The 12486-nt window shown below is 41.5% G+C and carries 21 protein-coding genes; 14 read left to right on the top strand and 7 right to left on the bottom strand.

Annotated features, from left to right (window positions below; genetic code table 11):
* Positions 1-140 precede the first annotated feature (140 nt).
* Entirely contained in the window at positions 141-1655 is a 1515-nt protein-coding gene (locus BTO30_RS14130) for a PIN domain-containing protein (protein ID WP_075399357.1), read from the top strand.
* A gap of 231 nt (positions 1656-1886) precedes the next feature.
* Here the strand turns inward: BTO30_RS14130 and BTO30_RS14135 are convergent, their stop codons facing one another.
* The 5 genes from BTO30_RS14135 to BTO30_RS14155 are packed head-to-tail and all read right to left on the bottom strand — an operon-like array spanning position 1887 to position 4448.
* Entirely contained in the window at positions 1887-2438 is a 552-nt protein-coding gene (locus BTO30_RS14135) for a DUF4236 domain-containing protein (protein ID WP_075399358.1), read from the bottom strand.
* Positions 2439-2455: 17 nt separating this feature from the next.
* The gene (locus BTO30_RS16920) at positions 2456-2890 is read right to left on the bottom strand and encodes an excalibur calcium-binding domain-containing protein (protein ID WP_143331980.1); all 435 of its coding nucleotides are present in this window, start codon (positions 2888-2890) and stop codon (positions 2456-2458) included.
* A gap of 18 nt (positions 2891-2908) precedes the next feature.
* Positions 2909-3496, bottom strand: coding sequence for a hypothetical protein (locus BTO30_RS14145; protein WP_075399359.1), 588 nt, complete (start codon positions 3494-3496; stop codon positions 2909-2911).
* Between the two features lie 48 nt (positions 3497-3544).
* Positions 3545-3985, bottom strand: coding sequence for an ImmA/IrrE family metallo-endopeptidase (locus BTO30_RS14150; RefSeq protein WP_075399360.1), 441 nt, complete (start codon positions 3983-3985; stop codon positions 3545-3547).
* Between the two features lie 4 nt (positions 3986-3989).
* Complete coding sequence (locus tag BTO30_RS14155; protein ID WP_075399361.1) at positions 3990-4448, bottom strand: helix-turn-helix domain-containing protein; 459 nt, start codon at positions 4446-4448, stop codon at positions 3990-3992.
* Positions 4449-4605: 157 nt separating this feature from the next.
* Between BTO30_RS14155 and BTO30_RS14160 the strand changes: the two genes are divergently transcribed.
* Entirely contained in the window at positions 4606-4848 is a 243-nt protein-coding gene (locus BTO30_RS14160; RefSeq protein WP_075399362.1) for a helix-turn-helix domain-containing protein, read from the top strand.
* A gap of 221 nt (positions 4849-5069) precedes the next feature.
* Here the strand turns inward: BTO30_RS14160 and BTO30_RS14165 are convergent, their stop codons facing one another.
* Together BTO30_RS14165 and BTO30_RS14170 are read right to left on the bottom strand one after the other, a co-directional pair.
* Complete coding sequence (locus tag BTO30_RS14165; protein ID WP_075399363.1) at positions 5070-5378, bottom strand: hypothetical protein; 309 nt, start codon at positions 5376-5378, stop codon at positions 5070-5072.
* Between the two features lie 263 nt (positions 5379-5641).
* Positions 5642-6091, bottom strand: coding sequence for a hypothetical protein (locus BTO30_RS14170; protein WP_075399364.1), 450 nt, complete (start codon positions 6089-6091; stop codon positions 5642-5644).
* 161 nt (positions 6092-6252) lie between these two features.
* Here BTO30_RS14170 and BTO30_RS14175 point away from each other — a divergent pair, with 161 nt between their 5' ends.
* The 12 genes from BTO30_RS14175 (at position 6253) to BTO30_RS14220 (ending at position 12484) form a co-directional block, all read left to right on the top strand.
* Positions 6253-6453 carry a helix-turn-helix transcriptional regulator gene (locus BTO30_RS14175; RefSeq protein WP_075399365.1) on the top strand — a complete coding sequence of 67 codons (201 nt, stop codon included), beginning with the start codon at positions 6253-6255 and terminating at the stop codon, positions 6451-6453.
* A gap of 75 nt (positions 6454-6528) precedes the next feature.
* Positions 6529-7077: a helix-turn-helix domain-containing protein gene (locus BTO30_RS14180; RefSeq protein ID WP_075399366.1), complete on the top strand. Its 549-nt coding sequence runs from the start codon at positions 6529-6531 to the stop codon at positions 7075-7077.
* Positions 7074-7313, top strand: a complete 240-nt coding sequence (locus tag BTO30_RS14185; protein WP_075397186.1) for a hypothetical protein — start codon at positions 7074-7076, stop codon at positions 7311-7313. The genes BTO30_RS14180 and BTO30_RS14185 overlap by 4 nt, the downstream gene beginning before the upstream one ends.
* 261 nt (positions 7314-7574) lie before the next feature.
* On the top strand, positions 7575-7745 hold the full coding sequence (locus BTO30_RS17425; RefSeq protein ID WP_169829359.1) for a DUF6906 family protein: 171 nt from the start codon (positions 7575-7577) through the stop codon (positions 7743-7745).
* A gap of 14 nt (positions 7746-7759) precedes the next feature.
* Positions 7760-7963 (top strand): YqaI family protein, encoded by a 204-nt coding sequence (locus BTO30_RS14190; protein WP_083632443.1) that lies wholly within the window; start codon positions 7760-7762, stop codon positions 7961-7963.
* Positions 7964-8069: 106 nt separating this feature from the next.
* Positions 8070-9008: a YqaJ viral recombinase family nuclease gene (locus BTO30_RS14195; RefSeq protein ID WP_075399378.1), complete on the top strand. Its 939-nt coding sequence runs from the start codon at positions 8070-8072 to the stop codon at positions 9006-9008.
* Positions 9008-9931, top strand: a complete 924-nt coding sequence (locus BTO30_RS14200; RefSeq protein WP_075399367.1) for a recombinase RecT — start codon at positions 9008-9010, stop codon at positions 9929-9931. The genes BTO30_RS14195 and BTO30_RS14200 overlap by 1 nt, the downstream gene beginning before the upstream one ends.
* A gap of 171 nt (positions 9932-10102) precedes the next feature.
* Positions 10103-11068 carry a replication protein gene (locus BTO30_RS14205; protein WP_075399368.1) on the top strand — a complete coding sequence of 322 codons (966 nt, stop codon included), beginning with the start codon at positions 10103-10105 and terminating at the stop codon, positions 11066-11068.
* Positions 11069-11150: 82 nt separating this feature from the next.
* The gene (locus BTO30_RS14210) at positions 11151-11894 is read left to right on the top strand and encodes an ATP-binding protein (protein WP_245796481.1); all 744 of its coding nucleotides are present in this window, start codon (positions 11151-11153) and stop codon (positions 11892-11894) included.
* Positions 11887-12096 (top strand): hypothetical protein, encoded by a 210-nt coding sequence (locus BTO30_RS14215; protein ID WP_075399370.1) that lies wholly within the window; start codon positions 11887-11889, stop codon positions 12094-12096. The genes BTO30_RS14210 and BTO30_RS14215 overlap by 8 nt, the downstream gene beginning before the upstream one ends.
* Positions 12093-12266, top strand: coding sequence for a hypothetical protein (locus tag BTO30_RS17430; RefSeq protein WP_169829360.1), 174 nt, complete (start codon positions 12093-12095; stop codon positions 12264-12266). Before BTO30_RS14215 ends, BTO30_RS17430 begins: the two co-directional genes overlap by 4 nt.
* Positions 12263-12484, top strand: coding sequence for a hypothetical protein (locus BTO30_RS14220; RefSeq protein ID WP_075399371.1), 222 nt, complete (start codon positions 12263-12265; stop codon positions 12482-12484). The genes BTO30_RS17430 and BTO30_RS14220 overlap by 4 nt, the downstream gene beginning before the upstream one ends.
* Positions 12485-12486: the final 2 nt, after the last annotated feature.

A 12486-nucleotide genomic window follows, 5' to 3' on the forward strand; every position in this document is an offset into this window, starting at 1 on the left:
TATGTGAATAGTTGATCTTTTCTTTCAACCTATTATTCATTTATACAATGGTTTCTTATACACTCTTTTATTAATTCGAATAGTGAGTACAAATATTATTTAAACATTCCATGATTGATAAATTAATAAGGATGGGTTGTATGACAGAGAGTATTGAAAATAAAAAAAAACAAATAATAAATCTGATTAATAATGAAAATTCTTGTATCGTGTATGATACAAATATTTATTTAAATCTATATGAATATTCACCAGAAACAGCAGAGTTTTTTGCAAAACTAACTAATCATATTAGTAATAAATTAATTCTTCCAAGTACTGTGAAAAGGGAGTTCGATAATAACCACGGAGCCTCGATAAATAGGCAACAAAATAAGTTTAAAAATGCGGTTTCTAACTTAACTCAACCAGTTGATCAGATGAAAAGTAAGTTACAGAAACAATTTGATATTTTGGATTCTTTTAAATTTCCTCGTATTGATGAATTAAGACAAGATATTATTAATGAAATTGAACGTCTTGAAAACATTTTTGGGGACTATGTGTCAGAACATGGAAACTTTGAAGAATTGAATAAGAATTTTTTGAACAAAGATATGATAAAACAGCTAGTTGATAAACTAGTTATTAATAATAAGCTTTTGGAGGCTTTCACACTTGATGAAATATACTTGCTATGTGCGGAAGGAGAAAGACGATATAAAAAGCGTACACCTCCTGGTTATAAAGATGGAGAGAAAAAGACAGGCGTGCAAGCGTATGGGGACTTATTAATTTGGAAAGAAGTGCTTGCTTATTGCCAAGAAAAAAATTTAAATTTGATATTTGTCACAGATGATGTTAAAGAGGATTGGTTTGAAATAAATGATTCGAAAAGAATAGGGTTTAGATTAGAACTAATCGAGGAATTTCACAAACAAACGAAAAAGGATGTTTTGGGAGTTACTTCGCAAGAATTTTTTACAGCAGTAGCTGATATGTACAATGAAGAGGTTCCTACTCCAGCAGAATGGATTTTAGGATATGATTTAGAAAACTATATTGAACAATTAAAAGAGAGTTTTATATATAGTGATGTTCAAGAAGCTCTGATTAGTGCAGGAGATGGGTTTGTTGATACATCTACTTTAACTCAATATGACGGCAGCAATTTTGAAATGGATGAAGACTTTTTGGAAAATGATTTGATTTCATATAATTTTGAAGGTTACAATGACGGGATAGCTGAATATATTGTAACTTTTAATTTAAAATTAAAAGCATTTTCTCAAGAATATGGGGGAAGAGACGACGATACTAAAGAGATAATTTTATCAGCCCCTAGGATACATGAGTTAGAGGGCGAAATATCTGTAAAAATTCAGCGTGAAATAGACTCATATTTAGATTATTGGTCAGATATTAATCTATATGATGATATAGAAATCGTCGACGGTGCTTTAAGAGAAGTAGGTACTTATACAGAAGATGATTTGTGTATAGAGTGTGGTAAAGAAATAGGGATTTATTTTGATTATGAACAGCGGCCTATTTGTGAAAAGTGTATAGTTATTAATGAAAAAGGAACTATCTGTACAACTTGTGGAAGAAAGGTACCTTATGACATTATGTATGATGACAAAACATGTCTACCCTGTGAAATGAAAAATGAATGAAAAGATTATTTACAGAGAGGATATTTATATTCATTTTAGTGAGTATAGGTATTCTCTTTTTTAATGTGTTTTGATAAGTGAGAGAAGAATACTATTTTTATTTTAAATTTACACGAGCAGGTTAGCTGCAAAAAAGCAAACAATCTGTTTTATAATTTCAGGTTGTAGATATCGCTTCTACCTGAATAAAATGTCTACAACCTGATATACGTGGAAGGAGTTATTTTTTGTTTAATCCTCGTTTTTTGATGATCTCCCAGAACTCCTGCAATTCTTCAAGCTGTTCCTCTGGTGAACCGGCCATTTTTTTAAAGAAGGAGGTGAGGAACCAATGGAAATCCACTGGTCCGATTGGCTGAACTTGATCATGTCGGTTCTTGTGTTGATTGCGTCGATTGTCGTTGTGTCTTTCTCAGCCTCAACAGGAGCAGTTTCTGTTTCTTTAGTTGTCGCAACATCATCTGGCTGCGGATCGTCACCAATAAATGCCGAACACGCCGCAAATAAAATACCGAAAATAAAAATCAAACCGAAGCAGCCGAGGCATCCGGACAAGCAACCACTAGCCTGCTGATTTTTTTCTTTGGTACTCTTTTTGCCTTTGCCTGTCGTTTTGGAATAAGAGACTCCGGTACCGGGAATGCTTCCGCCAACGGTTGTGCCGCGGCTGCTAGTGCTCACACGTCCATATTTACCACCAACGCTTGTCCCAATGCCTTTTTTGCTGACATTCACTTTAACACCGGGGGCTACTTTGAAGCTTTTTCGAAATTTAAAACCCATGATTTATTCCCCTTTCATTAAGATTGTTCGCAGCCAACGCCATCGCCGTCGCGATCAAGATGAGTACCGTAACCGGGGTCGCCAGTACGAATTGGATCTGCGCCAGCTTCACGTACCGCTCCGCAATTTTCATAATAAACACTTTCTACAGCTGGTTCAGTCTGCTGTTCTATTTCAGTAAGAGGGTCTTCGGTTTCTGTCTCAGTTTGAGCAACAGTTTCCGGCTCTTCTTCGATCACAGGCTCTTGCTCCACGACTGGCTCTGTTTCTTCAATAGATGGAACTTCTTCCATAGGTGCCTCATTTATGGCCGGCTCTTCCGTTTCCTCGATCACCGCTTCTTCCGCAACAATGTTGTCTTTCGTTAAAATATGATTAAACAACAGCGCCGTCAGCATAATTAAGAACATGATAAAAGGAAGCAGGCAGCCCATGCAGCCTTTTTGGTTCATCTCTTTTCACCTTCTTTATTAATTCCCCATATCAGCTAACGATTTTTTCATTTGTTCCTCGTTTGCCATAACCGGCTGGCTATCCACTGCGTCAACGCCGCGATAGGTGTATTTTGTGTTTTGGAGGAAATCGAATGAAAAGTCTCCCATCGGATTTGTCATGTCGTCAGCGTAGTAATCAGCCACAACCTCAGCTTTAAAAATGTTACCCAGCATATAGTCATGATTTTTAATATCGGCCAGATAGCTGCCGTTCGTAAATTCAGCAACAAGATATTGCTCAAATTCGGTCACTTCTTCTTGAGAAGGGGAATAGTCATTCGCTAAAATCATTACCTCATCAAATTTTTCTGTTTCTGTTTTGTTTGAAGCGGCAATCGTTGAAATGGTTGCAGACCAATTTACAGTTGTGTTAGCCGTTTCAGGTTGCTCTTCCGCTGCTTCAGCATCCGTTTGAACAGTTCCAGAGGCATTATCCATCGGCTCAGCCTGATCTTCACCAGTATCCATCATTAACACCGCAATAAGGATGCCGAAAAAAACAAGAACGCTCACAATAAGCAGTGCCATACAGCCTATGGCAGCGTTTGGATTCTTTTGATTCAATTGCCCCACCTCAATTTTACTTAATAAGATAAAAGTACCAGTGAACAGCTAAAAAAATGACTCTATCTTCTTCAGCGTCACGATCTCACGAGGGATACCATGCATTTCGCCGATTTGATAAAGAGTATAGTTCGAGTCCGAATATTCAATTATTTTTTCGTCTGGAAGAAGTAGCTCAACAGCGAACGTGTTGGCTTCGACTTCCATCCGTTCAACAGAAAAGAGAGTATTTCTTTTTAAAAAAGGTGTATTTGCCTTTGGGTGAAGCACAGCATGACCAAGCTCATGAGCACAAACAAAGCGTTGCCCGATCTCATTCAGCTGATGATTGATATGAATGAATTTTACTCGCTTATACATATTGTAATAACCGAGTATACGACCGAGCGGTTCATAAGAGAGCAGGATGTTGTTTCGATCCGCGATTTCAAACGGATCATTCGTACCATATTTTTGAATGAGTGTTTGTACGGTATCTTTAACCTGCATAGGCTCACTCCTGCTCTTTACGATGTTTCTTAGGTGTGTATTTTTGCTTTGCAATTCTTTTGGCAAGACGCATGGACTGTTCAAGAGAAGCGATGAGCAGCTCCCGATCCTCTTCATCCAATTCATCGACAGTGTGGCCATCGAAACTTGCCATGCCGTTTTTGCTTTCAAGGCTGTTAATCATTGCTTCCAGGTCTCTTGCGATGTCGCGCTCGTCTTTAGCAGACAGTTCCGGTAAAGCATTTCTATTTGAAGAATCCGTTTCATCAGCTAATCCGAGTAAAAAATCAGTAGAGCAATCGAATATTTGAGATAACTTTTTTACATCATCATGATCAGGATTGGTGTATTTTCTTTCCCAGTTTGAAATAACTTGAGGGGAAACATTAACCTTCTCTGCTAACTGTTTTTGAGTAAGACCAATCTTTTTTCTCAATTCTTTTATTCTGTTGTTTATAGCCATAAAAGATCCCCTTTCATCAAAATATTACCACCTACTAACGGATTATGATATAAAACTAACGTAATTTGAGACTTTTTTAAAATTATCAGTTGACACTAACGGAAATCGTTAGTATTATGTAATTAACGGAAAACGTTAGTGGGGTGGAGGTGATAATATGGTTCATAAAAATGTAGCTAAAATTCGAGAAGCAAAAGGAGTAACTAAAACTCACATTGCTAATGCGCTTAAAATGTCCTTGCAAGGTTACCGGTACTTAGAATCAGGCGAAACTACTTTGGGAGTTGAAAGACTTAAAATCATTTCTTCCGTTTTAGGAGTACCAGTGGCTGTTTTTTTTGATGATAAACTAACGGAATCCGTTGTTGAATGTATCGAAATTGAAAAAGAAGTCAGCTAAGGAGATAAGCTAAACTCCAAATCCAGCCACCGTGGGGTCGATCATTAACCTACTGCTTGTAGAGCCTTGCGAATTATTAAGTTTAGAACAGGAGGACGACCAGTGAAGAAGCCTGAAAAGCATGTGAGATGCACCGTGTGCGGCAAAACAGACCATGACTATGACGCTATCTACTGCACACGCTGCGCGACTAAATTATCTGATCAAAAAACAGTTGTTCATTAAAAAACAGGTTCATCATCTTCAAAGTTAGATACTAACTCAACTTTGGGATATTTATTCTCGATTAACTGTTCCCTTGCGAAAAGAGAAATGGTTGCACATTTTGGACAATACACAGCTTCTGGCTTGAGTGCAACACCACATCCTTCATAGTTGCTGAAGTTATCGTCGCTGATATTTGTGCAACGGTTAGCCAGAGGAGAAGCGCATTTTTGGCAATATACATCTCCTTCTTCTCGATCCGTTGGTGTGGGTGTATGACATCTCATACATTGCTTCACAAATAGATCATCATAAGTTTCAATCATCATTTCCACCTCCTTCCTATGAAAATAGTAGCACAGGAAGGAAGAACCTGCTAAGAAAGGAAGGTGATTAATAATTGAGGTGCTTCACGGCCTCACCTTCCCAGTATGGCGAAAATTGCTGTCATTTAAACAAGGACAATATCTAAGCTCGTTACATTAAGGAGGTGAAACAATGTTCTCCAAAAAACGCATTAAGGAATTAGAACAGCGTGTTGCTGAATTAGAAAAGAAAGCCACCGCGGCAACGGCGGCTCCTGTAGTAATTACAATTCCTGTTGATCAAAATCCCGAGGAACTATCGAAAAGGATATTATCTGATCTGCAAAAACAAGCATTTGATTCATGTTCAGGATAGGTTCGCACAGCTGATCTTTAAACACTCTTACATTTTTAAAGTTAAGAGCAGCGCCATTATCAATAACTTCAACGGCAGGATTTTCATCTTTCATCTTATTAACAAATTCGTTTCTTGTAGTTACAACTGCAGAAACATCAAAATTGAAATTCGAATTTTCATTGGGACTCAGCATTTCTTCGGTAGAAGCAAGTGCCTCTAAATCTCCCGCGATAAATCCAAAGGGAGTAAGCAGCAGAATTTGAAAGTCATTGTTAGGACTCAATTCTTTAAATTGATCAATCATAATCTGCAAGCTATGAATCGTCATTGCTTTTAATGAAACGCGGTTTATTTTATTTGTTTGGTTGCTGTCCATATTTCCACCTCCTTCCTATGAAAATAGTAACACAGGAAGGAAGAACCTGCTAAGAAAGGAAGGTGCTCAATAATTGAGGTGCTTTACGGCCTCACCTTCCACAAACAGCGAATCTCGCTGTCATTCAACATTTGGAAACATCATATAAGGAGGAATAAACAATGAAAACAAAAGCAAGAGTCGTCACTGGCGTAAAGAACCTTCACAAATATTTTAAGGAAATCGGCGTGGACATTGCGCTTACAGCTTTATACCGCGGGGTGAAAGCAAACACTATCCCGCACCGAAAAATTTCACCTCAAGTGTTTTTGTTTAACCTTGATGAAATCGACGCTTGGCTCGCTGGTGACGAGTCAGCATAACCTTTCTTTTACAGTAAAGCACTGAAACGTATGAAGAAAGTTACAACAAAATACAAAAGATGGGGGTGCCAGCTTATGGACATCAAAAAATCAATCAATGCGGGAGAAATATTCGAACGGCTAATCGAAGAAGAGGGGATGTCAGTAAATCAGCTTTCATTCGACATAGGTGTTTCCCCACAGATGGGCAGTCACATAAAAAATGACCGGCGTCCATTGCAAAAGGATATTGCCAAAAGAGCGATCAATGTGTTTAACGACTGTCCGGCTTTCGTAATGGACCTGATCTTCGAGTTCAGCAGTGGGTTTACACCGCCAGTGTTAAGAGGACCAGCCATTGATCAGCACCGGCTTTCCTTTAAACACTTTCTATTAAAAGAGTGCGCAGATGTTTATAACAAAATCCGCACAGAATCCGGAGAGTTTGACTGGTGCCGGCCACCTGACGTAGCAAGTAAGGCTGAAAAAGAGTGGGTGAAAGAGCTGATCGTGGAGCTCAATGAAATGGAAATGGCCGCGGCGAACTTTCGCAGGCACTTGCATGAAGCGTATCTCATTAATCCGAAACAGGTGCGGGACGAGACCTTAACCCGGATCAAAGCCAAAGGATGGGTGGAAGCGTGAATACAGAATTGAACGAGAAGAAATGCGCGCACAGCTTGCTTTATCGCATTGAAGAACACTTAATCAGCGGTGACTTAATAGATGCAAAGCGTCGCACGGTTGATCTGTTAAATAGTTTGCGAGAACTGGAATTGATTCAGGAAGAAAGGGTGAAACGAAATGTTTTGGTTCAAGATCATAGGGTTTTGTCTGATCGCAGTGGCGGCGGCGTACTTCTGGGGCATGGCAACCGGTGAGGTTAAGGCAGAAAGAAGAGCAAAAAAATAACGCCTGCTGGTCAGAGCAGACGTCGAATTAACAGCTAATTATTCAAAAAACATTATATCACACATTTAACAGATGGGCACTCCGGTGCTCGTCGATAGCAATCGGGCCAGGTTTTCCCCCGTACCTGTTCCGGCTGCTATCGATGGACATCATCCATCGCAGCGGGTGCGTGGCAATACCACTCGGTGTTAGGCGCGCACTTGTATGTAAATTAGAAAGAAGGTGATTCCATGAAAGCAAAAAAGCCGACAAGAGCCGAACGTGCTGTGATCTTGTCATACGGATTGAATCCGAATAACTGGTTTGTCGGAAAGAAGAAAGATGACCGTTTAACACTTATCCATCGTTTTACCGATCAGACACGGCAGATCCCGGATGAAGCAGTGAAAAAACTAGGTTAAGAGGAGGAACTATTTTGGATCATCCAATGATTACACAAATTGAACGGACAGGCTATCCAACAGGCATGCAGGTGGAGCCGGAAGGTGTTGATTACTTTGGCAATGAATACTTCGCCGGTGAGGAAATCATCATTACAGAAGACAACGAAGTCGTGCGCTTGGAAAGCTTGGAAGATTATCTGATTGAAGTAATGGGCGTCCGGTTTACGAAGGCATGAAAAGACTCCTGTTGGAGCAGGAGTCAGTGGTTTTAAAAATATTATTACGAACATTGTACAGCACAATGAAAACTGAATCAAGGGAGTGAAGATTTTGGCAAAGAACATGAACGCCATTTCAACTCTGGATATGTCATGGCATGAATGGCTGCAGGAACGCAATAAGGGGATCGGCGGCAGTGATGCCGGTACGATCCTCGGCTTAAACAAGTACCGTACAGCATTTGAATTGTGGCTTGAGAAGACCGGACAGGTAACGCCACAGGAATTGGACAACGAAGCGATTTACTGGGGTAACCAGATGGAAAATGTGGTTGCAAAAGAATTTGAAAAGCGGACAGATAAAAAAGTCCGCCGCTCAAACTTCATGTACAGCCATCCGGATTATCCATTTATCAAAGCCAACGTGGACCGTATGGTGGTCGGGGAATCAGCCTTGCTGGAATGTAAAACAGCCAGTGCGTACTTGGCGAAAGAGTGGGAAGCTGATGAGATCCCAGACACCTATCTCGTGCAGATTCAGCATTATCTCGGTGTGACAGGCAAGGAAAAAGGCTATGCCGCCGTTTTAATCGGTGGCAACAAGTTCATCTGGAAAGAAGTTGAACGCGATGACGAATTGATCCAGATGATTTTCAAAGCAGAAAAAGATTTCTGGGAACAAAACGTTCTGAAAGGCATTCCGCCGGCATTGGACGGTTCTAGTGCCGCTGAGAAGTATTTAAAAGAAAAATACGAGCGGGCAGAAGCGGGGAAAGAGATTGTGCTTCCGTCGAAATACGAAGAACTTCTCATGAATTACGAACGAGTGAAAGCAGACGAAAAGTTGCTGAAAGCATCCAAAACCGAAATTGAAAACCAGTTGAAAGAAGAACTGAAAAACGCTGAAATCGGGCGTGTGGGCTCATTTGAAGTGTCTTGGAAGAACCAAACGCAGAACCGGGTGGATTCAAAAGCACTTCAAGAAAAATTCCCGGATGTTTATAAACAGGTGCTGAAACAAACAAACTTCCGAAAATTCAATACGAAAGAGGTATCGCGCTAATGGCCACAAACGCAGGACTGAAAAACCAACTGGCAAACAAGCAGCAAGACGCGCCGGCTCAGCAAGTATCTGCTCAAAATCTTGGGCTGAAATCACTGCTTAGCACCCCGACAATGCGGAAGAAATTTGAACAGGTGCTTGAGAAAAAAGCGCCACAGTTTATGTCATCCTTACTGAATCTTTATAACGGCGATCCACAGTTGCAGGCAGCTGAACCGATGTCGATTGTATCAAGCGCAATGGTTGCCGCCGCACTGGATCTGCCGATTGATAAAAATCTTGGATATGCATGGATCGTTGCTTTTTATGACAGCAAGAAGGGGCACAAGGCAGCGCAGTTCCAGCTGGGCTATAAAGGATATATTCAGCTGGCGTTACGCACAGGACAGTACAAAGCGATCAACGTCATTCCGGTTCGTGAAGGTGAACTGGTGAAGTGGAACCGGCTCACAGAAGAGATTGAGATTGATCTGGACGCAGCTGTAAGTGATAAAGTCATTGGCTACTGCGGCTATTTCAAACTTATTAACGGTTTTGAAAAAACTGTGTACTGGACAGCGGATGAAATTGAAGAGCATCGCATTAAACACAACAAAATGAAGGACAAGAAAGCAAAAAACAACGTCTGGAAATCAGATTACGATGCCATGGCCATGAAAACCGTTCTCCGTAACATGCTTGGCAAGTGGGGCATCTTGTCCATCGATATGCAGACAGCGGTGATCGAGGACGAAAAAGAGCCGGACATTAAAGAAGTTGAGGATGCGGAAGAAGAGGCGCCAGTCATTATCGATGTTGAGCCGGAACCAGAACCTGAGTTACTTGAAACGGACACGGCAGAAAAAATGCCGAAGAAGCCCTCAGTAAATGACATGGATCTGGACGCTATTCAAATTTCCGATGATGATCTGCCATTTAAGTAATGGAATTCAAAATGGATATCCCTTCGTTTATCCGGCAAATGTCCAGAAGTAACGAAGAATATATCAGGTGGGCGAGGAGCTACTTCAAGTCCTCCCACCCACATCTGATACTAGTACGAATAGAGAAGCAGGTAGTTCTTAAAAAGAGAGAACGGGAGGAGGGGTGAACAGGTGGCGGATGTCCAGCTGGAGCACGGATACACCAAGATTGCCAACGAGATTCTGGATGTGATTCAGCATTTTCAATTTACGCAAAATCAATACAAGCTGCTGATGGCTTTGTGGCGGAACACGTACGGATGGAACAGGAAAGAATGCGAGTTTTCTCTTTCCTACATTGAGTCTGTTACACATCTTGAGCGCAAACGAGTCAGCGAAGCATTAAAAACACTCATTCAAAACAATGTGATCATTGAATCAAACCCAGGTTCTAAAACTAAAACAAAAATTGTTTCTTTCAATAAAAATTATGAAGAGTGGACCATCAAAACATATAAAGGTAGTGGCGTTATGCCAACTAGTGGTCAAGATGCCACTAGTGGCGAAATGCCCCCTAGAAGTAGTGGCGAAACACCCCCTAGTGCTAGTGGGCAATCCGCCACCCATAAAAGAAATATTAAAAACAATATTAAATACAATGCTTCTGCTAATAGCGTGCGCGAAGGAAACAGTGACGGGGTGCCTACAACCGACCCATTGCGTGGTGATTTGACTGGACAAGCTCCAGCCGGAGAAATATCACATATTCCTCAAGACGATATCCAGCAGCTGCTTAAAAGGTATGTCCAGCTTAGAAATAAAGGCTTGCTGACAACACCAGATGACCTTGAATCTGCAAAAGAAATCTTAGCTGCAGGTGTTTCACTTAATGACGCGCTGATATGGCTTAAAGAAAAGTTTGATAGCTATCAGCCTAAACATCCGCGTGATCATATAAACAGCCTCTCCTATTGCGTGGGGCACATTTTAGACAGACATATCGAAAAACAAGAAAAGGAGCGGAAGCCACATGGCGAAAGCGGAACAACCTCGATTCACCAGTATCGCGGACGTAATGGCGGATCTTCAGCAAAAGGCAAATCAAAAGAGCAGCTTTACCGAGAACTTGAATCCGCTAGAAATGCCTGGGGCGGGTGAAGAGCAGTATGAATGCTCGAAGTGCAAAGATACCGAGCTCATCCTCCGCAAAAGACCAGTAATGCAACAAGGGAAAGAAGTCATGCAAGAATACGCCACGTTTTGCGAATGCAAGGAACAAAAAGCATGGAAACGGCGGTTCAAGCAGTCGATGATACCGGATGAGTTTCAAAAAGCAAACTTTGAAAACTACGTTACAGATACAACTTACCAACGCGAAATGAAAAAAATGGCGGCTGATTATGTAAATCTGTTCCGCATTGGCACTGAAAGCGAAGGCAGGAAGAAAAAAATCATTCCACCATACAATTTCGGCCTTATCGCTTCAGTCGGTGAGCAGCGCTTAAAAGAACTGCCGACTGCAGACCGAGCGGAAATCAAGCATCAGCATAACAATTTTGGGATCGGCAAAACACACTTGCAAGTGGCGATTTCAAAGCTATTGCTAAAAGCAGGCTTTAACGTGCTAGTCGTATCGGATGCAGTTTATATCAATGAGCTAATGCAGGCAAAACGGGCTGGAGACGAAGGGGAGCAGCTGAATAGATTGCTTAGCCCGGCACTTGAAGCAGATGTCCTGGTATGGGACGACATTGGCAAATCAAGTTGGACGGAAGCGCGTGAAACGATGTACTACCAGATTATCAATGAGCGGTACCGAAAGCAGAAGCCGATCATTTTCAACAGCAATGAGGACCGCGGCACGCTGGCAGATAAGATCGGTTACGCAGCTGCAAGCCGTCTGATCGGTCAGTGTAGTGATGAAAGATACAAATTCCTGATGGATGTAGAAGGTCAGGACTGGAGGTTAAAGAAACATGGATAATCAAGACTCAATCATTTTACAAAGCAACAGCATTCGCCAAGTGACGTATCAGGGCTCGGGCATGTACATGTTCCAGCCCGGACGGAAACCGATCACGAAAAAAGAACAGCAGGCAAAAGATGCGGCTTTTAAAAAGCGTCTGGATGAAGCTCGAATACGGCTTGCGGCGGAAGAAAATACGAGTGGTGGTGATGCAGCATGACAAAGCGTGAAGTGTTTGAAACATTGAAAACACATTTTGAGCGGACCGGAAAGCTTATGACCAGCGAAGAGCTCATTCTTGCGTCCGGACAGGCTGATCCGAAAAATCTTATTGCCGGCCGCCGGTTGTTTAACAAATACATGGACTTACAGAGAGGGGGAGCAGCATGAATCCAATTAAAGGCTATGAAAAATTAAGTGATCCTCAGAGAAAAATTCTGCTCATGGTCCACCGTAAGCATCTTTCAGTGATGGGCAGTAGCGAACGTGAAAAACGCTCGTTGGGTCACATTAAAAAGGTTAAATGGAACGCGCAGGAACAATGCGTGGAAGTGTACTATACGGACGGCGAATGGTGGCATTACAGCGCGAAAGGGACGTGGTATTGATG

The sequence above is a fragment of the Domibacillus antri genome (genome assembly GCF_001936625.1).
Taxonomy (GTDB): domain Bacteria; phylum Bacillota; class Bacilli; order Bacillales; family Domibacillaceae; genus Domibacillus; species Domibacillus antri.